Raw genomic sequence first — 21,647 nt, 5'->3', positions numbered from 1 at the left:
CACAGATGACGTGAACGGTATACCGGCCTGGCGATCAACCTGAGCTCCTACTCGGCTTCAGAAGCCGAACAAATATCTAGGCTCGTCGGGCGCGATTTTCATCGAGGCGCGGGACCAACCTCCCACACGACGCCGTATAGATTGACGCAAACCAAACTCACGCACATCTCAGTACAGTATTGCAGAAATGGGGGTAACCATAGATGTAGGAGCGGATTCATCCGCGATGCGCCGCGCGGGCGGCGCTCGATCCGACAGGCGCTACAACTCTCCCGCCGAACACCTCGAACACCTCGACCGCCCCCAGCCAAGTGCATTTCCCACCCCTGATCCCTTATGATGCTGAATGGTTTCTCCACCCTCAGGATGCCCGATGCTGACCGCCCTGCTGTTCGACCTCGATGGGACCCTCACCGACACCGACACCTTGCACCTGCAAGCCTTTCGCCAGCTGCTGTTCGACCATGACGGCCGCGAGCTGACCCAGGAGCAGTTCAACACTCAGGTCAGCGGTCGCTCCAACGGCCTGCTGTTCGCCGAACTGTTCCCCCAGGCCGACGCCGCCAGCCGCCAGGCCCTGGCCGAACGCAAGGAAGCGCTGTTCCGCGAACTGTCACCGACCCTGGCGCCGATGCCCGGCCTGTTGCGCCTGCTGGATCACGCCACGCGGCATGGCATCGGCATGTGCGTGGTGACCAACGCGCCCCGCCTGAACGCCGAGCACATGCTCGGCGCCATGGACCTGGCCACGCGTTTCGAGCATGTGCTGGTAGCAGACGAGCTGGCGCGCCCCAAACCCGACCCCCTGCCCTACCTCACCGGCCTGCAGCGCCTGGACGCCAAGGCCGGACAGGCACTGGCATTCGAGGACTCGCTGCCAGGCGTCAAGGCCGCCGTCGATGCCGGCATCTTCACCGTCGGGCTGGCGACCACACAGCCCGCCGAGCGGTTGCTGGAAGCCGGGGCAAGGCTGGTGGTCGACGACTATGACGACCCGCGGTTGTGGGACCTGGTCGAGCGAATGCAGTCGGCTGGCTGATTGTCCGGGGAGCACAACGTGCACCTTGCCCGTGTGCTCGGAACAGTCGCCGCCACGGCTTGCGTCGATCCATGCGTCAGAACCGCTCCGCCACCATCTTGAACGGATACGGCTGCGCCTTGTGCTTGCCGATCCTGCCTCGCTTGGGCAGCGACACCTTGTGCGCGTGGCTGAGGTCCTTGTAGGGGATCTGTTGCAATAGGTGGCTGATGATGTTCAGCCGCGCCTTGCGCTTGTCCTCCGAGCGCGCCATGTACCAGGGTGCCCAGGAAGAATCGGAGGCGGCGAACATGTCGTCGCGGGCGCGGGTGTAGTCGTCCCAGCGGTTGTAGGACTTGACGTCCATCGGCGACAGCTTCCACAGCTTGCGCCCATCGCTGATACGGTCCTGCAGGCGGCGGGTCTGCTCCTCGGCGCTGACCTCGAGCCAGTACTTGATGAGGATGATCCCCGACTCGACCATAATGCGCTCGAACATCGGCACCACGGTGAGGAACTTGTGGGCCTGCTCGTCAGTGCAGAAGCCCATCACCCGCTCGACGCCGGCGCGGTTGTACCAACTGCGATCGAAGATCACCACCTCGCCCGCCGCCGGCAGGTGGACCAGGTAGCGCTGGGCATACATCTGGGTCTTCTCGCGCTCGGTGGGAGCCGGCAGCGCCACCACGCGAAACACCCGCGGGCTCACCCGCTCGGTGATGGCCTTGATGGTGCCGCCCTTGCCGGCGCCGTCGCGGCCCTCGAAGACGATGCACACCTTCAGGCCCTTCTCCACCACCCACTGCTGCAGCTTGACCAGCTCGACGTGCAACCGCCGCAGTTCTGCCTCGTAGCTCTTGCGCCCGAGTTTGTCCGTGGCATCGCCCTTGCGTTTCTTGCCCTCGCCCTTGGCCATCGGTGGCTCCTCTGTGTTCGTTGCAGGTCTGTCCGTTGCCGGTTGCCCCGACGGCGCCAGGGCGGATCAGAGGAGTATGGATGAGCAGCGGCATTTTGCCGGACATGGCGCTGCGCGGGTGCTGCGAAACAGCGCACAGCTTGGAGGATATGTCGTCTTGCCACGATTGCGGGGGCTCTGGCCCGCGGGTTCTAATCCCGCACCAGCCGGCCCGGCCGGCGCGCATCCCTGCAATTGGCAACTCAAGGAAGCCCTACGATGGACAGGAAGATCATACCGCTGGCCCTGCTGGCGACCCTGGTCGGCTGCTCGGACGGCCAACAGCCCCGCGAAGCCGACCTGCGCCAGGCTGCCCAGGCCTACCTCGACACCCAGTACCCGCACTGTTTCGTGATCAGCGCTTTCCCCACGCGCACCCGTGACTTCGATGTGGAAGGCACCAACAAGGCCCTGCACGCCCTGGCCCGGGTCGGCGTGGTCAGCGAACGGGAAGTCGCCCGCACCGAGGTGCCGGAGCGCCTGTGGCAGCCGGCGCGGACCGATATCTACTACGCCTACGACCTCACCGACGAGGGCCGGCGCCACTACAAGGCCGATGCCCGGCGCGAGGCGAACGGCGCCAGTACCGGCGGCCTGTGCTTCGGCAAGGCACAGGTCACCACCATCAAGGGCTTCAGCCCCCCTGTCGAACACGATGGCCGCCAGCAGTCCCGGGTGACCTACAGCTACCAGATCACCGAACTGCCGGGGTGGGCCGACGACGCGGCGGTCCAGGCCGATATCGCCGGGCTTGGCCAGGCGGTCGCCAGCGCCGCCAAGCCGCTGGAGGAAACCCGATCCATGGTCCTTACGGCCCAGGGCTGGGTGCACGAGCAACTGCTGGCCAACTGAACGGCTTGTTAATCCTGGGAAAATCCGCGCACGCCATCCTTGCCTCAACCCGGCCGCCAGGCGGCCGACCTTCAGGTCAATCGATGGAGACTCCAGTGATGAAATCCGTAGCGTGCGCACTCGCCCTGCTGGCAACGATCTCGGCCACCTCGGCCTTTGCCGAAGGCGGCGCCGACCGCCTCAGGGAACGCAGCGACCAACTTGCGCTGCAACGCCAGCAGGCGGCCGAGCAGGTTGCCAAGGGTGACGCCCCGTCACCCGCCCGGCAGCATCTCGGCCAGCAAGGACAGGACGCTAGCGACAAGCCCTCCAGCTGATGCCCCCTGAACAGCGTCTTTCAGCGCAGACGCCTTGCGCGTGGATGGCTTGGCCCCTACCTGACAACACCGCGCAAAAAACTCAGGCCCGCCGGGCAACGCCCGGACAGGCCTGAGGAAGGGAAAACGGTCGAATGCTACGCGCTACAGACTCTCGTCGAGGAACTTCACCACCGTGCCCATGCACGCCACCCGCTCCTCGACATGGGGCATATGGCTGGAGTTCTCGAACAGCGCCCAGCGGATCCCGGGGATCAGGTCCAGGTACGGCTTGACCACCAGCGGCGTGGCCTCGTCATAACGCCCGGAAATCAGCAGGCTCGGCACATTGATCTGCGGCAGGCGGTCGACGATGGTCCAGTCCTTGGTGCTGCCGATGATATGGAACTCGTTCGGCCCGGTCATGGCGTGGTACACGGTCGGGTCGGCATCCACCTGGGCGAAGGTGCGCGCCACTTCTTCCGGCCAGGGCTTGAGCCGGCACACGTGGCGGTCGTAGAACACCCGGGTGGCGGCGATATAGTCGGCTGCGGTGTAGTCGCCCACGGCCTCGTGGCGCAGCAGGGTGTCCTGGACCTCCTTGGGCAGCTCTTCACGCAGGCGGTTGGCCTCGCGTACCCAGGTGCGCATGTCGGCCGGCGAGTTGGCGATTACCAGGCAGCGCAGGCCCCGTGGCTGGCGCACCGCGTGCTCGCTGGCGAGCATGCCGCCCCAGGATTGGCCCAGCAGCGCGTAGCGCTCGCTGATGCCCAGGTGTTCCAGCAGGTTGTCGAGCTCCTCGAGGAACAGCTTGACCGTCCAGAACGATGCCGGCATCTGCGGCAGGTGGGTCGAGCGGCCGTTGCCCAGCTGGTCGTAGTGGATGACCGGGTAGCCACCGGCGGCGACATCCTTGTAGGCGTCGACATAATCGTAGGTGCAACCCGGGCCGCCATGCAGGATGACCAGTGGGGTGCGGCCACAGTCCAGGTCACCGGTAACGCGGTACCAGGTCTTGTAGTTGCCGAAGGGGGCAAAACCTTCACGCGATTGGGTGAGTTCCATGTCATCCGGCTCCGTGCGAATCATGGAGCACACAATAACCTCACGCGCGGCGCGGCATAACTAGAGAGTTCTCTAGGTTTTCGACCTTTTTTGTTGCTTCATTGGTCCAGCAGGCGGTAGTGCACCGCCCGGGCGACCGCCTGGACGCGGTTTTTCGCCCCCAGTTTGTGCATGGCCGAGGTCAGGTGCAGGGAAATCGTCGCCAGCGAGCGGTTGAGCTTCTCGGCAATCTCCCCTGCCGTCAGGCCTTCGGCGGCCCAGCGCAGGCATTCGACCTCGCGGCGGGTCAGGCGGATGACGCGGGTGGCGGAGGCCTTGGCCAGCAAGGGATAGGCCGCCTCCTGCAAGGCATGGGCGATCAGGCTGAAATCGCCCAGGTGCTCCCGGGCGTCGTCCAGGTCGCGTTGGCTGGCCTGGGGGCGCAGGCCGGTCAGGGTCGCCAGCCCGCCCCGTGGCAGGTGGATGGGCACGGTCACGCCGCAGGTCAGCTGCGCGTCGTGCAGGTAACCGACCACCGGGGCGTGGCGCTGGTCGATGTGGCGCTGCAGGACGGTCTCGCCCTTGGGCAGGTACGACCAGACGAAGGGCGCGATGGAGGACACCGCCACCTGCTGCACCGGGTCGATCTGGTAGAAGCCCTCGGAGCACCACAGGTCCTGCCAGTCCTTCGGGGTCTGGCGCAGCCGGACCACACTCGGGGTGATCAGCTCGCCGACATGATCCAGCGGCACCGGGCTGTAGTCGTACACCAGGGCATCGAAGCCCAGTTCCGCCGCCAGTTCGGCGACGCTGTCCATCTGCTCGTCGAGGCTATCGTCCGACGCCAGACGCGCATTGAGTTCAGCCATCTTGGCCTGCATACCTGACACTCCCTGTGATTCCTTTTGGATTTCCATCTCGAAGTCCGGCACGTAGAATGCCACGGCTTGGCGCGGGACTGCCATACGAAACCTATAGGAAACACTAGCTTGTAGGCGACGAAAACTCCTGCGCTAGTTATAGCTGCAAGCCATGGCCAACAGGAGAGTAGCGATGTGGCGTGAGATGCAACCTGACCAGCAGTTCAACGTATCGGTCGATGGCCACAATCTCGTGGTGTACAGCTTTGGTGAAGGGGACGAGGTGCTGCTGTGCCTCAATGGCGGGCCGGGGCTGCCCTGCGACTACCTGCGCGACGCCCATGCCTGGCTCAAGGACAAGGGTATCCGCGTGGTCGCCTTCGACCAGCTGGGCACCGGCGCCTCCGACCGCCCGGATGACGACAGCCTGTGGAACATCACCCGCTACGTGGCCGAGGTCGAGCAGGTGCGCCAGGCCCTGGACCTGGGCCGTGTGCACATGCTCGGGCACTCCTGGGGCGGCTGGCTGGCGATCGAGTACGCCATTCATCACCCGCAGTCGCTGAAAAGTCTGATTCTCGAGAACACCGTCGGCGACATTCCGCACCTGATCACCGAGCTGGAGCGCCTGCGCGGCGCCCTGGGCAGCGAAACAGTGGCGATGATGCAGCGCCACGAGGCCATGGGCACCCTCGACCACCCGCAGTACCAGGCCGCCATCACCCTGCTCAACTACCGCCATGTCTGCCGGCTCGATGAATGGCCGGCGCCGATCCAGCGCTCGCTGGGCGACTGGAACATGGGCCCCTACGCCACCATGCAGGGCCCCAACGAGTTCCTTTATATCGGCAACCTCAAGGACTGGAACCGCCTCGAGCAAATGGGCTCGTTCCGCATGCCGGTGCTGATCACCACCGGCCAGCACGACGAACTGACCCCGGCCTGCGCCATGCGCATGAAGCTGGCGCTGCATGAGCGCGCCGAGCTGCACGTGTTCCCCAACAGCAGCCATATGCCGTTCTACGAAGAGCCCCAGGCCTATTTCCCGGTGTTGCTGGATTTCCTGCAACGTAACCGGGGCTGATCGATGAGCCTGGCCCGCTACCGGTTCGTCCTCATCCGTCCGTTGCAACTGCTGCCGGTGCTGCTGGGCATCAGCATCATCACCTTCGTGCTGGTGCGCTCGATCCCGGGCGATCCGGCGCGGGTACTGCTGGGCGCGCGCAGCACACCGGACGCGATCCAGAAAATCCGCGCCCAGTTCGGCCTCGACGAGCCGATCTGGGTGCAATACCTGTACTTCCTGAAGAACCTGCTCAATGGTGACCTGGGCAAGTCGCTGCTGTACAAGGTCGACGCCCTGCCGCTGATCGCCAGCCGCATCGAGCCGACCCTGATGCTGGTGTTGGGCAGCGTCGCCCTGGCGCTGCTGATCGCCGTGCCGCTGGCCATCCTCGCCGCCCGCCACAAGGGCGGCTGGGCCGACAACCTGATCCGCCTGTTCACCACCGCCGGCCTCGGCTTGCCGGCCTTCTGGCTGGGGCTGATGCTGATCCTGCTGTTCAGCGTGCACTGGGGGCTGTTCCCGGTGTCCGGCTATGGCCGTACCTGGACCGACAAGCTGCACCACCTGGTGCTGCCCTGCCTGACCATCGCCCTGGCGCTGTCGGCGGTGCTGGTGCGCAACCTGCGCGCCAGCATCCTGCTGGAGATGCAGGCCGACCATGTCACCGCCGCCCGTGCCCGGGGCCTGGGCGAAGGGGCGATCCTGCGCCGGCATGTCCTGCCCAACTCCATGGTGCCGACCATCAACCTGCTGGCGGTCAACATCGGCTGGCTGATCAGCGGCACGGTGGTGATCGAGAGCCTGTTCTCCCTGCCGGGCGTCGGCCAATTGCTGGTGCGCGGCATCTTCACCCGTGACTACATGGTGGTCCAGGGCGTTGCCATGGTGCTGGCCTGCGCCACGGTGGCGGTGAACTTCCTCGCCGACGTGGCGACCACCGTCCTCGATCCGCGGGTGAAGATCCAATGAGCGCCACCCTCGCCCTGCGCGCACGCCTGGCCTGGAACCTCGGCGATGGTCGCCTGACCCTGTACTGCGGCCTGGCCATCGTCCTCGGCTGGTGCCTGCTGGCGCTGTGCGCGCCGTGGGTTGCGCCATTCGACCCGCTGCTGCAGAACGGCGACCTGCGCCTGGCCGCGCCGAGCCTGGCGCATCCCTTCGGCACCGACAACTTCGGCCGCGACGTGCTCTCGCGGGTGATCTGGGGCGCCCGCGTCGACCTGCAGATGGCCTTGATCGGGGTGATCTTCCCGTTCCTGCTCGGCACCTGCATCGGCGCGGTATCCGGCTACGTCGGCGGCTGGCTGGACAACGCCTGCATGCGCCTGATCGACATTGTCCTGGCCTTTCCGTTCCTGGTGCTGATGCTGGCGATCATGGCCATTCTCGGCCCGGGCCTGGGCAGCTTCTACATCGCCATGGCGCTGGTTGGCTGGGTGTCCTATGCGCGGCTGATCCGCTCGCAGATCCTCGTGCTCAAGCAGAGCGACTTCGCCCTGGCCGCCAGGAGCCTGGGCTTCAGCCACCGACGCACGCTGTTCGGCCACCTGCTGCCCAACGCGCTGTTCGGCTCGGTGGTGTTCTGCATGTCGGACGCCGTGCTGGTGCTGCTCAACGGCGCCGCCGTCAGCTACCTGGGCCTCGGTGTGCAACCGCCGACCCCGGAATGGGGCACCATGGTCGCCGAGGGGCAGAGCTTCATCACCAGCGCCTGGTGGATCTGCACCTTCCCGGGCCTGGCGGTGGTGACCCTGGCCATGGGCTTCAGCCTGCTGGCCGACGGCGTCGCCGAACGCCTGGGAGACCGCTCATGACCACGCCCCTGCTCCAGGTCCGCGGACTGAGCGTCATCGCCCGTGCCGGCCAACGGGATATCACCCTGGTCGACCGGCTGTCCTTCGACCTTGGCGAAGGCGAGATCCTCGGCCTGGTGGGCGAAAGCGGCTCGGGCAAGACCCTGGCCTGCCGGGGCCTGATGCGCCTGCTGCCGGCGCCGAACCTGCGGGTCGAGGGCCAGGCCGTGCGCCTGGCGGGCCACGACCTGCTGCAGCTGGACGAAGCCGGCATGCGCCGCCTGCGTGGGCGCGAGCTGGGGATGATCTTCCAGAACCCCAGCAGCCACCTGGACCCGCTGATGCGCATCGGCGAGCAGATCGCCGAGGGCATCCGCCTGCACCAGGGCGTTTCGCGTCGGGAGGCCCGGGCCGAAGCCATCGAGGTGCTGCGCCAGGTCGGTATCCCCGACCCGAAGTCCCGGGTCGACAACTATCCCCATGAGTTTTCCGGCGGCATGCGCCAACGGGCGATGATCGCCGTGGCCCTGGGCTGCAACCCCAAGGTGCTGATCGCCGACGAGCCGACCACGGCCCTGGATGTCACCGTGCAGGCGCAGATCCTGCGCCTGCTGCTGGAGCTGCGCGACCGCCGCGGGCTGTCGATGATCCTGATCAGCCACGACCTGGGCGTGGTGGCGCAGACCTGCGACAGCATCGCCGTGATGTACGCCGGGCGCCTCTGCGAACACGGCGCCAAGCACGAAATGCTGGCCCGGCCTCGACATCCGTACAGCGCCGGGCTGCTGGCCTGCCATCCGGCGGCGCAACCCGAGGCACGGCGCATGACCACCATCGCCGGGCAGCCACCGCTGCTCGATGACCTGCCGGCGGGCTGCCGCTTCGAATCACGTTGCCCCCAGGCCATGCCGCTCTGCCGGCAACAATTGCCCGAACTGCTGGAGGCAAGCCCCGGCCACCGCCTGGCCTGCCATGTCCCGCTGCTGGCCGGAGGCCTGTCATGACCAGTTTGTTGCAGGTCAAGGACCTGCAGGTTCAATTTCCCGCCGCCGGCAGCGGCCTGTTCAACCTGCGTCCGCGCAAGGTCAGCGCGGTCAACGGCGCCTCGCTGAATCTCGCCGCCGGCGAAACCCTCGGCCTGGTGGGCGAATCGGGCTGCGGCAAGAGCACCCTGGCCCGGGCCATCCTCCAGCTCACCCCGAGCTGCGGCGGCCAGGTGCTGTTCGACGGCACCGACATGAACCAGGGCAGCCCGGCGGATATCGCCCGCCTGCGCCGCGAGACCGCGATGATCTTCCAGGACCCGTACAGCGCGCTCAACCCGCGCCAGCGCATCGGCCAGATCCTCGCCGAAGTGCTGCAAGTGCAGCGCAAGGTGCCCGCCACGCAGATTCCGGCCCGGGTCGGTGAACTGCTCGAGCTGGTCGGCCTGCGCGCCGAGCTGGCCGAGCGCAGGCCCGGTTCGCTGAGCGGTGGCCAGTGCCAGCGGGTCGGCATCGCCCGGGCCCTGGCCGTCGAGCCCAGGCTGATCGTCGCCGATGAATGTGTCGCCGCGCTGGACGTGTCGATCCAGGGGCAGATCATCAACCTGCTGCTGGAGCTGCGCGAGCGCATGGGCCTGGCGCTGCTGTTCATCACCCATGACCTGGGCGTGGTGCGCCGCCTGTGCGACCGGGTGGCGGTGATGTACCTGGGGCAGATCGTCGAGGAAGGCCCGGTGCATGAGGTCTTTACCGCCCCGCGCCACCCCTACACCGCCGCGCTGATCCAGTCCATCGCCGACATCGACCCGGCCCGACGCCTGCCCCAGGACCCGCTGGCCGGCGAGCCGCCGAGCCCACTGAACCTGCCATCCGGCTGCGCCTTCCATCCGCGCTGCCGGCATGCGCTGCCCGGCTGCGGCGAAACCGCGCCACCCGAGCATATCCAGGGCGCCCGGCGCCACGCCTGCGTTCACTCGCAACTGCCCTGCTGACATCACCACCATGACCATCAAACGGAGCTTGAGCATGAAACCCGCCGCATTGAAACTTCTCACCGCCGCCATACTGGCTGCCAGCACCCTGGCCAGCGGCATGGCCCAGGCCGCCGGCGTGCTGACCATCGGCTGCCGTGAGGAAAGCACCACCTTCGACCCGATCAAGAGCGCGCAGAACCGCGACAGCTGGGTGTTCGCCAACGTCTATGACGTGCTGATCCGCGTCGACAACAGCGGCACCCGGCTGGTGCCGGGCCTGGCCGAAAGCTGGAAGGTTTCCGACGACGGCCTGACCTACACCTTCAAGATGCGCGAGGCCAAGTTCTCCGACGGCTCGCCGATCACCGCCGAGGACGCCGCCTTCTCCCTGCTGCGCATCCGCGACAACCCGGGTTCGCTCTGGGCCGACTCGTACAAGATCATCGACACCGCCAAGGCCGCCGACCCGCATACCCTGGTGGTGACCCTGCACAGCAAGTCGGTGCCGTTCCTGGCCCAGCTCGCCACCGCCAACATCTCGATCCTGTCGAAAAAGGCCATGGACAAGCTCGGCGAGGAGGAATACGCACAGAACCCGGTGGTGTCCGGGGCCTTCAAACTCAAGGAATGGCTACGGGGCGACCGGGTGATCCTGGAGAAGAACCCGGAGTTCTGGCAGGCCGACAAGGTCAGCCTGGATGGCGTGGAGTGGATCTCCATCCCGGATGACCGCACGCGCATGATGAAGGTCCAGGCCGGCGAACTGGACTCGGCGATCTTTGTGCCGTTCACCCAGGTGGACGAGTTGCAGAAGGACAAGAAGATCACCATCCATATCGACCCCTCGACCCGTGAAGACCACCTGCTGATCAACCACTCCAAGGGCCTGCTGGGCAAACAGGAAGTGCGCGAGGCCATCGACCTGGCGATCGACAAGAAGGCGCTGGTGGACACGGTGACCTTCGGTCACGGCGAAATGGCCTACTCGTACATTCCCAAGGGTGCGCTCTACCACAACGCCGACAACCCGCAGCGCCCGTTCGACCCGGCCAAGGCCCGCGAGCTGCTGAAAAAAGCCGGTGCCGAGGGGCTGAAGGTCAACTACGTGGTCAACGCCGGCAACGAGGCCGACGAGCAGATCGCCGTGCTGGTGCAAAAGCAGCTGGCCGATGTCGGCATCACCGCCAACCTGCAGAAGGTCGACCCGACCCAGAGCTGGCAGATGCTGGTCGACGGTGACTATGACCTGTCGGTGATGTACTGGACCAATGACGTGCTCGACCCGGACCAGAAGACCACCTTCGTGCTGGGCCACGACACCAACATGAACTACATGACCCGCTACCACAACGACAAGGTCAAGGACCTGGTGGCCGCGGCCCGGGTGGAAACCGACCCGGTCAAGCGCAAGCAGATGTACCAGGACCTGCAGAAGCTGGCCAAGCAGGACGTGCACTGGATCGACCTGTACTACAGCCCGTACATCAACATCTCGCGCAGCAATATCCAGAACTTCCTGCAGAACCCGCTGGGGCGTTTCACCCTGGAGGAGACGGTGAAGCTGGAGGCCGGTCAGAAGACCGCGCAGAACTGAAACCCGTGGGGCGGCTCATGGCTGCCTTTTGACCGCGTTGTGGCGGACAGGTGCCTGGCGGTAGTCTTGTCGCGCCCTTGAGACCGAGCGCCGCGCGGGCGGCGCTCGATCTGATAGGCGCTGCAACTCTCTCGTCCTACACCTCGAGAATCCAGCGCCGCCCCCTCATATCAACCCCTAGCCTTGCGCCGCCGCATCCACGCCCAGGCAACCCCCGCCAGCACCACCAACCCCACCGGCAGCACCTGCGCCTTGTACGGCCGCAACGCCGTGCGCACGCTATCGAGCTTCTCGGTCAGGAAGCGCTTGTTGGCCTGGTCGAACCGGGGCTCCTCGCACTGCTTACCGAAATCTTCCGCCCACTGCACGAACGGACCCTGCTGGACATAGCGTCTGTACAACGTGCTTTCCTGTTCGCTGCCGGGCACCCATCCGGCCGCCGTGCACAGCACCGCGGCAAAGGCCTGGCTGCTGCGTGGCAGCTGGTCAGCGGCCTGGTTGGCCAGGTCGGCGGCGACATAGCGGTAGTGGTAGCGCTGATCGGGCTTGGCCTCGGTCGCCAGTTGGCGCTGCACTTCGCCCGCGGCCAGGAACGGCCCTGGCTGCACTTCGGCGCTGCCCAGGCTGTAGCTGCCGCCCAGCCAGGCGTAGTCGGGCGCCATTTCATAACCGAGGATCTCCATGCCCGCGCTGCGCGCCAAAGTCGCTGCGGCGTACAGTGCTTCAGCGCGGCCGGTAGGCGTCCAGCGCGAGATGGCGTCCTGGCGGTGCTGGCCGTAGGCCTTGGCGTCGGCCTGCAACTGCGGCGTGGCGAAGTAGCCGGGTGCTTCGTCGTAGCGTCCTTCGCGCAGCAAGCGTCGCCCCAGCAGCTCGCGCAGTTGCGTCGCCACTGGTCGCGGCACGTAACCGCCCTCCTCTGCCTTGGGCGCTGGCGGCGCCGGCACATGGGCATCGACGTAGCCTTTGAGCTCATCCAGGGTCAGCACGCGGTCGGCCACGCTGGCCGTGTCCTGCCAGTAGATCTCCTGGCTGCGGTACAGCAGGTCGAAGGCCTGCAGGTAGTCGCCGCGCTCCAACGCCAGGATCGCGCCTTCGCCTTCGACGCGGCAGCCGGGCTTCACGCTTTCGTAGTCCCAATCGGGTGTCTGTCGCGAACCCCATGACTCTTCGCGGGGGAACGCGGCGGCGGCCTTGGCATAGGCCGCCGCTGCCTGTTTTTTGTCGCCGTCGCGCAAGGCCAGCTTGGCGCGCAGCCACCAGGCAAGGCCCGTGTCGCCTGCCTGCTGCAGATAGCTTCTGGTCGCGGCATAGTTGCCTTGCTGGTAGGTCAACGCAGCCAGGCGGTCGGCGTCTTCCAGCTTGTCGCCGACACTGGCCTGCAGCAATGCGGGCAGGCGCCGGGCCTGGGTCGGCGGCTGGCCGTCGTAATCCCAGCCGACATGGCTGAGCAGGTAGGCGGTGAGCAGTTTGCGTGGCATCGGTTGTGCCAGCAGTGTCTTCAGCTGTTCATCCGGCAGGTTCACCAGTTCGTCGGCAAGCTGCCTGAGCGAGCTGTAGCCGCTGCCCGAGCCCAGCCGGCTCTGGCTGGCATACAACTGGATGGCGCTGTTCCAGTCGCCAGCGAGCTTGGCCAGGCGGGCCTCTTCGCCAAGGCTGGCCACCCCCAGCTCCAACGGATCGCTGAAACCTTCGGCGCTGAGTGTGCGGGCCTGGTGGAAGGCCTCGCGTGCCTGGGTTTGCAGGGCCTGCGGCGTCTGTTGCGGATCATCGCTGGCCTCGAAGCTGCGGGCCATCAGCGCCCGCCCCAGCGAGTAGGCCGCCCAGGTGCTGCGCAACTTGCGTTGATCGGCCGGCAGGGCCAGCACCTTGGCGAAATAGTCCGCCGCCAGGGCGTGGTCGTCGGTGTCGAAGGCCACTGCGCCGGCAATGTACAGGCGCAGTTCATCCGGCAGTTCGGCGCCCTGCTCCAGCACCTGTTGCGGATCCTGCAGGGCACGCAGTTGCGCGACCTTTTCGCGCAGCGATTCCGGCAACTCGCTGGCTTCGATCCGGCGGCGCTGCTCACGGTAAGACCGGTCGTTGTCGTCACCGTCCCAGTAAGGGGTCAGGGTCATCTCGGTGGTGGGCTTGAGGCCTGCCAACTGCTCGCCGAGGCGATTCACCTCGAAGCCGAAATTGCCTTCCGGCAGCTCGGCCAGGGTCTGTGCCCGGTCATCCAGCAGGCGCATCGGGAAGTCCGGGCCACAGGCCAGCGCCGTGCCGACCGGCACGCTCAGGGACAGGCACAGCAAGCGTCGGGTCCAGTCAGGGGTAGACATTCCATGCTCCTTGATCGATTCCATGGCAGCGCGCCCAACCGAGGACGCGCCGGCCGCCAGCGGCCACACGCACGCTGGACTGGCGGTTGAAGACGAGGTGTTGGGGGGATTGCTGCAGGCGGTAGCCGTTGAGCCCATCCGCGGCGTCGCAGGATTCGACGTTCAGTTCCACGCGCGCGGGCACCGCCAAGTCGAGATTGCCGACATTGACCAGGCTGATGTCGAAGAGCCCGCCTTGCCCGGACAGTTCGACCCGCCACTGACTGGCGAGCGTGTCGCCGCGCGCCACCGCCTTCAGGGTAGCCAGGCTCCAGGCCCGGCGGTCGCCGGGCAACGGCAGGCGGAACCAGATCAGCCCGGCCAGGTGCGCGGGCGGCTTGTCCCGCAGTTGCCTGCCCAGGTCCGCCAGTTGCTGCGGATCGGCCAGCAGCTCGCGGCGCTCGCCGGGCCGGTTCAATGGGGTTTCACTTTCCACCACCGGCGCACCGCCGGTATCCGGCAGCAGCGCGACGCCATAGGCGGGCAAGGCCAGGTAGAACGGCCTGTCACCGACACGACTCCAGCGTTCGGCCCAGGTCTTCGCCTGGAGCGGATCGAACAGGCCTCGACGGGGATCGCTCACCGCGTGTACCTGCAACACGCTGCTGTCCACCGCCTGCAACAGCGCCGGCAGGTGCGGGCTGTCGAGCCAGGCGGGCAGCGCGGTGATGCTCAGTTTCAGGCCCGGCGGCAGTTGCTCGCGCAGTTTCAGGAGAAATTCGGTATAGCCCGGCAGGCGGGCGCTGCCGCTGTCATGGTCGATCTCGAGCCCGCTTGGGGCCAAGCCGGCGGCCTGCCAGTCGGCCAGCAATTGGGCGATCTGGGTGCCGGCCAGCTGCAGGTCGAGCGCGGGCAACTGACCGTCCAGCCGCACCACGGCGATCACTGGGCGGCCATCGGCCTTGAGCTGAGGCAGGTTGACCAGCGCCCTGCTCCAGCCTGCCTTGGGCTGGGCTTGCAAGGCCAGCACACGCAGGGTCGAGAAGTCGGCGCGGCTATCGGCCAGGGCCTGTTCGTGGGCCGGCCGCCACTGGCGTTGCCAGATGTAGAGTTGCTGGTCGAGGGGCGGTGCAGGGGCGGGCTGGCAGCCGGCGAGCACTGCGAGGACGAAACCTGCGAAAAGACGACGCAGTAGCGGGATGGCGGGCATACAGTCCTTTGTCTGACGGGTGTTGGCGCCGGGGTGAAGTGCAGATTTTACCCCAGCGCACCAAAGGATGGACACGGAGCTGATCGTTTAATCACGGAGTCCGGTCAGGTGCCTGACGGCCTAGCTGGCGGGTCGGCTGAGCAATAGATAGATGACATTCCGGTAGGGATCGAAGTACAGGCAGGTGTGCGTTGACGCGCCTTGGGGTATGAACCCTCTCATCTGCTCGCGTGATCGAAGCACCAGGTTCCAGTCCATGAACGCTTCCATGTAGCCCCGCCCCCAGTTGTCCGCAGTGAAGTTCGCAATCAGCATTCGCCCCCCCGGATTGAGTCTGGCCATCAGCCAGGTGGTGAGCTTCGCTGCCTGGGCGTGGCTGAGATAGTCGTAGATACCAATGCTGTAGATGAAGTCGAAGCCGTTGTGCTCACCGTTTTCAGGCAAGCTCTTGACATTGCACTGCCAAGTCGTGATCTCGGGAGAGACTTGCCTAGCCTGAGCCAGCGTCTCGGCATCATTGTCAAAGGCAACGAAACGGGTGATGCGCGCGCGGGTCGATGGCGTAAGCAGCTCCAGCTCCCGGCAATGTCCGCAAGCCACACTCATCAGCGCCAACGTTTCCCGTTGGCCTGCCATTTGCTCGATCAACCAGGCGATATGCTCGCGCCGCCAACGCACACTGAGCGCATTCGGGCTAGAGGTCACGACGTTGAAGATCCGCTTGCCCAGCTCGCTGGCATCCGATGGCGGCTGTTGGTAGTAGGCGTAGTCCAGCATCACCGCATCCCCCGGATAACCTCTGGGTTTGTCGAAGGCGCGTGATGTATAGGGATCTTGCTTGAGCAACTGGAATATCGGGTGCTGACGACACTGATCGACCACACTTTCCCGCCAGAGCGTGTCGGACAGCCCCTGGCGGTACTCGGTCAGCAGTTCGTTCATGCAGTTGATGGCGTGCAGGTAATCGCCACCGACGATGTCATTCTGAAAATCATCCAGTGCGCGGCTCAAGCCTCTCATGGTCAACCTCCGGTGGGACGCAAGGTTATTTGAATAGCCCTTTGAGATTAGTAGAGCCGCAAGCCCGTGGCGCATCGGACCGTGACGCTTGTTCAGCACATCGCGCAAACAGCGGACAAAGGCTTGAACCTCAAGGCAACCCGGCGTACAAATCCTCCAGCCCTCCCAATCCCGCAAGGAGCACCGGATGCTGGAGCTGCACACCGATCGGTTGTACCTGCGCCCCCTGGCCGAAGCCGACTGGCCGCTGTTCCTCAGGCTCCACCGCGAGCCCGAGACCATGCGCCATGTGTTCGACGAGCTGCCGGAAAGCGAAGTGCGCCGGGGGTTCGAGCATCGCCTGCCGGACTGGTCACCCGGCGCCGAACACTGGCTGTGCCTGGTGATGACCGACAAGGCCAGCGGCCGGGACGTCGGAGTCACCGGCCTGCGCGTGCTGCGCCCAGGGCATGCCGAATGCGGCTATCTGCTGCTGCCCGAGTGGCACGGCCAGGGCCTGGGCAGTGAATCGCTGCGGGTGATCGTGGATTTCGCCAGCGCCACCGGTCTCACCTCGCTGGAGGCCACCGTCACCGACGGCAACACGGCCTCCTGCCGGGTCCTGGAGAAGTGCGGCTTCACCCTCGCCCGCCGTGTGCCCGAGGCCTACCGGCTCGGTGGCCGCTGGCACGACGAACTCATCTACAGCCTCGAGCTGCACGGATAACCCATGACCCCCTACCAATGAGTGCCGCCCCGCGCCTTCTGGCGCACGGCGATGACCGGGCAGGCGCGCAAGGCGCAACAGTACGGCGTGTTTTCGTTCCGCGCCGGCAACCTCTATCCGACGATGCTGCGCCAGTGGCTGGTTTGGGCACTGGGGTGTTCGCCGAGAGAAATTCAGCGCCTATGATATCGAGCGCGACGCAAGGCCCACACAGGGATCGCGCCAGATTCTAAAAATTGAGCAAGACAGTTGCTCCCACAGGCGTGGCGCGTGGCTTGAGGGCTGCGCGGTCGCTGTGGGAGCGGCTTCAGCCGCGAACACCGGCATAGCCGGTGCCAGGTACCGCGTCGCCTGCTTCGCGGGTAAACCCGCTCCCACATGGATCGCGCCAGATTCTAAAAATTGAGCAAGACAGTTGCTCCCACAGGCGTAGCGCGTGGCTTGAGGGCCGCGCGGTCGCTGTGGGAGCGGCTTCAGCCGCGAACACCGGCATAGCCGGTGCCAGGTACCGCGTCGCCTGCTTCGCGGGTAAACCCGCTCCCACAGGGATCGCGCCAGATTCTAAAAATTGAGCAAGACAGTTGCTCCCACATCTGTTTCGGGCCAGTCAATCCTGTGCCATTACCTGGTCCGCCTTGTGGGTCCGACGCGGTCTCAGCGTGGACAGCGCTGTCGCCCCACCTGTCTCAAGACATGCACCAAGGCGGGCAACCATAGCCTGACAGGTTCGGCACGTTGCAACAAATGTGGGAGCAACTGTCTTGTGCTGTCTGCGCTCGATCTGATGGGCGCTGCAAGTTTATCGCCCGACACCTGCCCCGAATATTACGTACTACGTAGTACACCACGAATCATGTTTCCCCTTGGCCCGGTAACTGCCCGGACTCTGCCCGGTCCATTTCTTGAACGCTCGGTGAAACGCGCTGGGCTCCTGGAACCCGGTGTGCTCGGCAATCTCGGCAATGCTCAGGTGCCCTTCGCGCAGCAACTCGAAAGCCATTGCTCGGCGCACCTCATCCTTGATCTGCTGGTACGAGCGCCCTTCCCGCTCCAGCCGGCGGCGGAAGCTGCTGGCGCTAAGCCCCTGCCGCTCGGCCATGGCGTTGAGGGTCGGCCACTGCCCGTAGTGGCGGGCACGCAGGTGGCGGTAGACCTCGGCCACCAGGCCGTTCTGGTTGCGAAAGCGAATCACCAGCCCCTGCGGCGCACTGCGCAGGAAGCCCTTCAGCGCCGCCAGGTCCTGCACCACCGGCAGGCGCAGCCAGGCGCTGTCGAACTCCACCTCGGTACGCCCGCTGCCCAGGCGCAGGTCCGGCCCCCACAGCAACGCATCATCCTCCTGCGTCGGCCGCGCCAGGGCCAGCTCGGTGCGGTCGATGGCGATGCGCCTTCCCGCCAGCCAGCACAACAAGCCGATCACCAGCACCAGGTAGGTTTCCTCGGCATAGACCCGGGTCAGCGGATCGGTGATGTTCGACTGCACACTGATCACCGCGCGCGCGCCGCGCACCGTGACACTGCCGTTCAGGTCGCGCAGGAACAGGGCGAAACTGCCCAGGCACTGGCGCAACGCCTTGCCCAGGGTGGGTTCCTGGATCAGCCCGCGGCAGATCAGGGCGAAGCTGCCCAGGGGCATGCCATGGCTGTCAAGGTGGAAGAACTCGTCGTGCAGCTCGTCGATCAGCGCCAACCACAGTTGGGCGAAAGCCTTTGCCGGCACCCGCGCCAGAGGCTCGGCCAGCACCTGCGGATCAATGCCCACCGCCCGCAGATGGGCGTCGCGTGCCTGTGGCCGCTCACGCAGGGCGTGGAGCATGGCATTGAGGAAATACACCGCGACCGTATCGCTATCGCGCATGGCAGAAGTCCGCTGTCTATGCTGAGTGGCAAAAAATGCCAGGTTGATTGAACAGATCCGGCATAGGCCACCTGAAGACCTTTGCCTAGACTCGATCCACCCCGGGAGGGTGCGGCCGCCATTCTCGCAGAGCCACCTCCACCCCGCCACGCCTTCGCAAACGGAGCCCCCATGAGCAGCACAGAAATCTTTGTCGTCAGCGCGGTACGTTCAGCCATCGGCAGCTTCGGCGGTTCGCTCAAGGACCTGCCGCTGGCCGACCTCGCCACCCAGGTGACCCGCGCCGCCATCGAGCGTTCGGGCATCGCCGCCGAGCAGATCGGCCATGTGGTGATGGGCAACGTGATCCCCACCGAGCCACGCGACGCCTATCTGGGGCGGGTCGCGGCCATGAACGCAGGCATCCCCAAGGAAACCCCGGCCTTCAGCGTCAACCGCCTGTGCGGCTCGGGTCTGCAGGCCATCGTTTCAGCCACCCAGGGCCTGCTGCTGGGCGACAGCGACATCGCCCTGGCCGCCGGCGCCGAATCCATGAGCCGCGGCCCCTACCTGCTGCCACAGGCCCGCTGGGGCGCGCGCATGGGCGACCTGCAGGGCATCGACTACATGGTCGGCATCCTTCAGGACCCGTTCGAGCACTTCCACATGGGCATCACCGCCGAGAACGTCGCGGCGGCCCACGGCATCAGCCGCGAGATGCAGGACGAGGTCGCCCTGACCAGCCAGCGCCGTGCCGCCCGCGCCATTGCCGAGGGCCGCTTCGACGGCCAGATCGTGCCGATCGAGATCAAGACCCGCAAAGGCCCCGTGCAATTCGCCGTGGACGAGAACGTGCGCGGCGACGCCAGCGCCGAACAGCTGGCGGCCATGAAGGCGGTATTCAAGAAGGACGGCACCGTCACCGCCGGCAACGCCAGCAGCATCAACGACGGCGCCGCCGGCCTGGTCCTGGCCACCGGTGACGCCGTGCGCCGCCAGGGCCTCAAGCCACTGGCGCGGATCGTCGCCTACGCCCACGCCGGCGTGGAGCCGGCACTGATGGGCCTGGGCCCGATCCCGGCCACGCAGAAGGTGCTGGAGAAGGCCGGCCTGAAGGTCGCCGACCTGGACGTGATCGAATCCAACGAAGCCTTCGCCTCCCAGGCCTGCGCCGTTGCCCGCGCCCTGGGCTTCGACCCGGAGAAGGTCAACCCCAACGGTTCGGGCATTTCCCTCGGCCACCCGGTCGGCGCCACCGGCGCGATCATCGCCACCAAGGCCATCCATGAACTGCACCGCGTCCAGGGCCGCTACGCCCTGGCCACCATGTGCATCGGCGGCGGCCAAGGCATCGCCGTCGTCTTCGAACGCGTCTGAAAGGAGTCAGCAACATGAACATCGAACGCATCGCCGTGATCGGCGCCGGCACCATGGGCAACGGCATCGCCCAGGTGTGCGCACTGGCCGGCTACCAGGTCCTGCTGGTGGACGTCTCCGACGCCGCGCTGGAGCGCGGCGTGGCGACCCTGGGCAAGAACCTGGAGCGCCAGGTCGGCAAGGGCACCATCGACGCCGACAAGGCCAGCGCAGCCAAGGCGCGCATCCGCACCAGCACCGACTACGCCCAGTTGGCGGACGCGCAGCTGGTGATCGAGGCGGCCACCGAGAACCTCGCCCTCAAGCAGCGCATCCTGCAGCAGGTGGCCGCCAATGTCGGTGCCGAGTGCCTGATCGCCACCAACACCTCGTCGCTGTCGGTCACCCAACTGGCGGCCAGCATCGAGCAGCCGCAGCGTTTCATCGGCGTGCACTTCTTCAACCCGGTGCCGATGATGGCGCTGGTCGAGATCATCCGGGGCCTGCAGACCAGCGATGCGACCTACGCCCAGGCGCTGCTGGTCACCGAGAAGCTCGGCAAGACCCCGATCACTGCCGGCAACCGCCCGGGCTTCGTGGTCAACCGGATCCTGGTGCCGATGATCAACGAGGCGATCTTCGTGTTCCAGGAAGGCCTGGCCAGCGCCGAGGACATCGACACCGGCATGCGCCTGGGCTGCAACCAGCCGATCGGCCCGCTGGCCCTGGCCGACCTGGTGGGCCTGGACACCTTGCTGGCGATCATGGAGGCCTTCCACGAAGGCTTCAACGACAGCAAGTACCGCCCCGCCCCACTGCTCAAGGAGATGGTTGCCGCCGGTTACCTCGGGCGCAAGAGCGGCCGCGGCTTCTTCACCTACTAGAGGAGCCGCGTGATGCCCCCGGTCAACGCGGCGCTGCGCTGCGCCAACTTCGAGGAGCGGCGTGACCGGGCCATGGCCCTGTTCGCCGAAAAAGGCTTCGGCCAGGTCAGCATGCGTGAGCTGGCGGCGCACGTGGGCTTGACCGCGGGCTCGCTGTACCACCATTTCCCCAGCAAGCAGGACCTGTTGTATGACTTGATCGAGGAGTTGTACGAGGAGTTGCAGGCCACCCTGGACCTGGGCCGTCGGGCGCGGGCCCAGGGCCGGCCAGTGCTGGCTTGCCTGATTGCCGCGCACTGGCAGTTGCATGCGGAGCGGCCTTTGCAGTTTCGTCTGGCCGAGCGGGATGTCTGCTGCCTGACCGGGGAGCAGCAGGCGCGGCTGGCGGGCTTGCGGGAGCGCTATGAAACCGGGCTTTTGCGGTTGATTGCGCCGCAGGCGCGGCTGGGGGCCGAGGTCCTCGCGGCTACCGGGCATGTGCTGGCGACGCTGTTGAACCAGTTGCCTGGGATGTTGCGGGGGAAGGGGCTGGGTGAGGCGGAGGGGGTTGGGTTGATGGAGCGTTTGGTGGGGGGGGCTGTGGAGAGGGCTTTGGGGTAGGGTTCTGGTTCTCTGGTTCTCTGGTTCTCTGGTTCTCTGGTGATTGTTTTGGTTTTTTTATACGCATTCGTAGGTGATGTCGACATTTAGTCACCTTTTCGCCTTTACGGCGACCTACTTTTCTCTAGGGAAAAGTAGGCAAAACCGTTCCGCTCCGTTCATCCGGCCCCTGCGCTTCGCTCCGGGGTCCCCTCGCTCCGTTCTTGCTCCCGGGAGGACCGCGCTGAACGCCCCATCCTGGGGCGCAGCGCTTGACGGCCATCCATGGCCGTCACCTCCCTCCGCAAGAACTCCGCTCGGCC

The 21,647-nt window shown here is 66.1% G+C and carries 20 protein-coding genes; 13 read left to right on the top strand and 7 right to left on the bottom strand.

Features of this window, described 5'->3' with window-relative positions; genetic code table 11:
• Nucleotides 1–373: 373 nt before the first annotated feature.
• Nucleotides 374–1,039, top strand: a complete 666-nt coding sequence (locus tag PRtIB026_RS14645) for an HAD family hydrolase (protein WP_203646883.1) — start codon at nucleotides 374–376, stop codon at nucleotides 1,037–1,039.
• Between the two features lie 76 nt (nucleotides 1,040–1,115).
• Here the strand turns inward: PRtIB026_RS14645 and ppk2 are convergent, their stop codons facing one another.
• Nucleotides 1,116–1,934 carry a polyphosphate kinase 2 gene (gene ppk2 / locus PRtIB026_RS14640; RefSeq protein ID WP_203646886.1) on the bottom strand — a complete coding sequence of 273 codons (819 nt, stop codon included), beginning with the start codon at nucleotides 1,932–1,934 and terminating at the stop codon, nucleotides 1,116–1,118.
• Between the two features lie 258 nt (nucleotides 1,935–2,192).
• Here ppk2 and PRtIB026_RS14635 point away from each other — a divergent pair, with 258 nt between their 5' ends.
• Together PRtIB026_RS14635 and PRtIB026_RS14630 are read left to right on the top strand one after the other, a co-directional pair.
• Complete coding sequence (locus tag PRtIB026_RS14635) at nucleotides 2,193–2,825, top strand: hypothetical protein (RefSeq protein ID WP_203646888.1); 633 nt, start codon at nucleotides 2,193–2,195, stop codon at nucleotides 2,823–2,825.
• 98 nt (nucleotides 2,826–2,923) lie between these two features.
• Complete coding sequence (locus PRtIB026_RS14630) at nucleotides 2,924–3,142, top strand: hypothetical protein (protein WP_203646890.1); 219 nt, start codon at nucleotides 2,924–2,926, stop codon at nucleotides 3,140–3,142.
• A 144-nt stretch (nucleotides 3,143–3,286) separates the two neighbouring features.
• Here PRtIB026_RS14630 and PRtIB026_RS14625 read toward each other — a convergent pair whose 3' ends face one another.
• Nucleotides 3,287–4,186: a proline iminopeptidase-family hydrolase gene (locus PRtIB026_RS14625; RefSeq protein ID WP_186733290.1), complete on the bottom strand. Its 900-nt coding sequence runs from the start codon at nucleotides 4,184–4,186 to the stop codon at nucleotides 3,287–3,289.
• A gap of 98 nt (nucleotides 4,187–4,284) precedes the next feature.
• Entirely contained in the window at nucleotides 4,285–5,046 is a 762-nt protein-coding gene (locus tag PRtIB026_RS14620) for a LuxR family transcriptional regulator (RefSeq protein WP_203646892.1), read from the bottom strand.
• Nucleotides 5,047–5,218: 172 nt separating this feature from the next.
• On the opposite strand from PRtIB026_RS14620, the gene PRtIB026_RS14615 reads away from it, so the two are divergent.
• From PRtIB026_RS14615 to PRtIB026_RS14590, 6 genes are read left to right on the top strand one after another with little or no spacing between them, the layout of a single operon-like run.
• Nucleotides 5,219–6,109 carry a proline iminopeptidase-family hydrolase gene (locus PRtIB026_RS14615; protein WP_203646895.1) on the top strand — a complete coding sequence of 297 codons (891 nt, stop codon included), beginning with the start codon at nucleotides 5,219–5,221 and terminating at the stop codon, nucleotides 6,107–6,109.
• Between the two features lie 3 nt (nucleotides 6,110–6,112).
• The gene (locus PRtIB026_RS14610) at nucleotides 6,113–7,060 is read left to right on the top strand and encodes an ABC transporter permease (protein WP_203646897.1); all 948 of its coding nucleotides are present in this window, start codon (nucleotides 6,113–6,115) and stop codon (nucleotides 7,058–7,060) included.
• Complete coding sequence (locus PRtIB026_RS14605; protein ID WP_203646899.1) at nucleotides 7,057–7,905, top strand: ABC transporter permease; 849 nt, start codon at nucleotides 7,057–7,059, stop codon at nucleotides 7,903–7,905. The genes PRtIB026_RS14610 and PRtIB026_RS14605 overlap by 4 nt, the downstream gene beginning before the upstream one ends.
• Nucleotides 7,902–8,888, top strand: coding sequence for an ABC transporter ATP-binding protein (locus tag PRtIB026_RS14600; RefSeq protein ID WP_232855272.1), 987 nt, complete (start codon nucleotides 7,902–7,904; stop codon nucleotides 8,886–8,888). Before PRtIB026_RS14605 ends, PRtIB026_RS14600 begins: the two co-directional genes overlap by 4 nt.
• On the top strand, nucleotides 8,885–9,859 hold the full coding sequence (locus tag PRtIB026_RS14595; RefSeq protein WP_203646901.1) for an ABC transporter ATP-binding protein: 975 nt from the start codon (nucleotides 8,885–8,887) through the stop codon (nucleotides 9,857–9,859). Before PRtIB026_RS14600 ends, PRtIB026_RS14595 begins: the two co-directional genes overlap by 4 nt.
• Before the next feature lie 34 nt (nucleotides 9,860–9,893).
• Complete coding sequence (locus PRtIB026_RS14590) at nucleotides 9,894–11,435, top strand: ABC transporter substrate-binding protein (RefSeq protein ID WP_203646902.1); 1,542 nt, start codon at nucleotides 9,894–9,896, stop codon at nucleotides 11,433–11,435.
• A gap of 170 nt (nucleotides 11,436–11,605) precedes the next feature.
• On the opposite strand, the gene PRtIB026_RS14585 is transcribed toward PRtIB026_RS14590, so the two are convergent.
• The 3 genes from PRtIB026_RS14585 to PRtIB026_RS14575 form a co-directional block, all read right to left on the bottom strand.
• Nucleotides 11,606–13,753: a hypothetical protein gene (locus tag PRtIB026_RS14585; protein WP_203646903.1), complete on the bottom strand. Its 2,148-nt coding sequence runs from the start codon at nucleotides 13,751–13,753 to the stop codon at nucleotides 11,606–11,608.
• Nucleotides 13,740–14,942 (bottom strand): DUF3142 domain-containing protein, encoded by a 1,203-nt coding sequence (locus PRtIB026_RS14580; protein ID WP_203646904.1) that lies wholly within the window; start codon nucleotides 14,940–14,942, stop codon nucleotides 13,740–13,742. The genes PRtIB026_RS14585 and PRtIB026_RS14580 overlap by 14 nt, the downstream gene beginning before the upstream one ends.
• Before the next feature lie 120 nt (nucleotides 14,943–15,062).
• Nucleotides 15,063–15,962 carry a class I SAM-dependent methyltransferase gene (locus PRtIB026_RS14575; protein WP_254464058.1) on the bottom strand — a complete coding sequence of 300 codons (900 nt, stop codon included), beginning with the start codon at nucleotides 15,960–15,962 and terminating at the stop codon, nucleotides 15,063–15,065.
• 187 nt (nucleotides 15,963–16,149) lie between these two features.
• Between PRtIB026_RS14575 and PRtIB026_RS14570 the strand changes: the two genes are divergently transcribed.
• Nucleotides 16,150–16,668 (top strand): GNAT family N-acetyltransferase, encoded by a 519-nt coding sequence (locus PRtIB026_RS14570; RefSeq protein WP_203646906.1) that lies wholly within the window; start codon nucleotides 16,150–16,152, stop codon nucleotides 16,666–16,668.
• A gap of 832 nt (nucleotides 16,669–17,500) precedes the next feature.
• Here PRtIB026_RS14570 and PRtIB026_RS14565 read toward each other — a convergent pair.
• The gene (locus PRtIB026_RS14565) at nucleotides 17,501–18,526 is read right to left on the bottom strand and encodes an AraC family transcriptional regulator (RefSeq protein ID WP_203646908.1); all 1,026 of its coding nucleotides are present in this window, start codon (nucleotides 18,524–18,526) and stop codon (nucleotides 17,501–17,503) included.
• A 171-nt stretch (nucleotides 18,527–18,697) separates the two neighbouring features.
• Between PRtIB026_RS14565 and PRtIB026_RS14560 the strand changes: the two genes are divergently transcribed.
• Genes PRtIB026_RS14560 through PRtIB026_RS14550 form a run of 3 tightly spaced genes read left to right on the top strand, consistent with a single transcriptional unit; the run spans nucleotide 18,698 to nucleotide 21,345 of the window.
• Nucleotides 18,698–19,882, top strand: a complete 1,185-nt coding sequence (locus PRtIB026_RS14560; protein ID WP_203646910.1) for an acetyl-CoA C-acyltransferase family protein — start codon at nucleotides 18,698–18,700, stop codon at nucleotides 19,880–19,882.
• Between the two features lie 14 nt (nucleotides 19,883–19,896).
• Complete coding sequence (locus PRtIB026_RS14555) at nucleotides 19,897–20,745, top strand: 3-hydroxybutyryl-CoA dehydrogenase (protein WP_186715304.1); 849 nt, start codon at nucleotides 19,897–19,899, stop codon at nucleotides 20,743–20,745.
• A 12-nt stretch (nucleotides 20,746–20,757) separates the two neighbouring features.
• Nucleotides 20,758–21,345 (top strand): TetR/AcrR family transcriptional regulator, encoded by a 588-nt coding sequence (locus PRtIB026_RS14550; protein ID WP_234560376.1) that lies wholly within the window; start codon nucleotides 20,758–20,760, stop codon nucleotides 21,343–21,345.
• The last annotated feature ends 302 nt before the right edge of the window (nucleotides 21,346–21,647 follow it).

The organism is Pseudomonas sp. RtIB026 (assembly GCF_016861355.2).
Taxonomy (GTDB): domain Bacteria; phylum Pseudomonadota; class Gammaproteobacteria; order Pseudomonadales; family Pseudomonadaceae; genus Aquipseudomonas; species Aquipseudomonas peradeniyensis.
The sequence above is the reverse complement of the archived record's forward strand: the minus strand, read 5'-3'. Positions and strand labels throughout refer to the sequence as shown.

Excerpts from the sequence above, each read along its gene's own strand:
- ppk2 (WP_203646886.1), bottom strand. The coding sequence starts at position 1,934 with ATGGCCAAGGGCGAGGGCAAGAAACGCAAGGGCGATGCCACGGACAAA.
- PRtIB026_RS14645 (WP_203646883.1), top strand. The coding sequence starts at position 374 with ATGCTGACCGCCCTGCTGTTCGACCTCGATGGGACCCTCACCGACACC.
- PRtIB026_RS14585 (WP_203646903.1), bottom strand. The coding sequence starts at position 13,753 with ATGTCTACCCCTGACTGGACCCGACGCTTGCTGTGCCTGTCCCTGAGC.
- PRtIB026_RS14605 (WP_203646899.1), top strand. The coding sequence starts at position 7,057 with ATGAGCGCCACCCTCGCCCTGCGCGCACGCCTGGCCTGGAACCTCGGC.
- PRtIB026_RS14555 (WP_186715304.1), top strand. The coding sequence starts at position 19,897 with ATGAACATCGAACGCATCGCCGTGATCGGCGCCGGCACCATGGGCAAC.
- PRtIB026_RS14635 (WP_203646888.1), top strand. The coding sequence starts at position 2,193 with ATGGACAGGAAGATCATACCGCTGGCCCTGCTGGCGACCCTGGTCGGC.
- PRtIB026_RS14580 (WP_203646904.1), bottom strand. The coding sequence starts at position 14,942 with ATGCCCGCCATCCCGCTACTGCGTCGTCTTTTCGCAGGTTTCGTCCTC.
- PRtIB026_RS14595 (WP_203646901.1), top strand. The coding sequence starts at position 8,885 with ATGACCAGTTTGTTGCAGGTCAAGGACCTGCAGGTTCAATTTCCCGCC.
- PRtIB026_RS14560 (WP_203646910.1), top strand. The coding sequence starts at position 18,698 with ATGAGCAGCACAGAAATCTTTGTCGTCAGCGCGGTACGTTCAGCCATC.
- PRtIB026_RS14575 (WP_254464058.1), bottom strand. The coding sequence starts at position 15,962 with ATGAGAGGCTTGAGCCGCGCACTGGATGATTTTCAGAATGACATCGTC.
- PRtIB026_RS14615 (WP_203646895.1), top strand. The coding sequence starts at position 5,219 with ATGTGGCGTGAGATGCAACCTGACCAGCAGTTCAACGTATCGGTCGAT.
- PRtIB026_RS14570 (WP_203646906.1), top strand. The coding sequence starts at position 16,150 with ATGCTGGAGCTGCACACCGATCGGTTGTACCTGCGCCCCCTGGCCGAA.
- PRtIB026_RS14550 (WP_234560376.1), top strand. The coding sequence starts at position 20,758 with ATGCCCCCGGTCAACGCGGCGCTGCGCTGCGCCAACTTCGAGGAGCGG.
- PRtIB026_RS14590 (WP_203646902.1), top strand. The coding sequence starts at position 9,894 with ATGAAACCCGCCGCATTGAAACTTCTCACCGCCGCCATACTGGCTGCC.
- PRtIB026_RS14610 (WP_203646897.1), top strand. The coding sequence starts at position 6,113 with ATGAGCCTGGCCCGCTACCGGTTCGTCCTCATCCGTCCGTTGCAACTG.
- PRtIB026_RS14625 (WP_186733290.1), bottom strand. The coding sequence starts at position 4,186 with ATGGAACTCACCCAATCGCGTGAAGGTTTTGCCCCCTTCGGCAACTAC.
- PRtIB026_RS14565 (WP_203646908.1), bottom strand. The coding sequence starts at position 18,526 with ATGCGCGATAGCGATACGGTCGCGGTGTATTTCCTCAATGCCATGCTC.
- PRtIB026_RS14620 (WP_203646892.1), bottom strand. The coding sequence starts at position 5,046 with ATGCAGGCCAAGATGGCTGAACTCAATGCGCGTCTGGCGTCGGACGAT.
- PRtIB026_RS14630 (WP_203646890.1), top strand. The coding sequence starts at position 2,924 with ATGAAATCCGTAGCGTGCGCACTCGCCCTGCTGGCAACGATCTCGGCC.
- PRtIB026_RS14600 (WP_232855272.1), top strand. The coding sequence starts at position 7,902 with ATGACCACGCCCCTGCTCCAGGTCCGCGGACTGAGCGTCATCGCCCGT.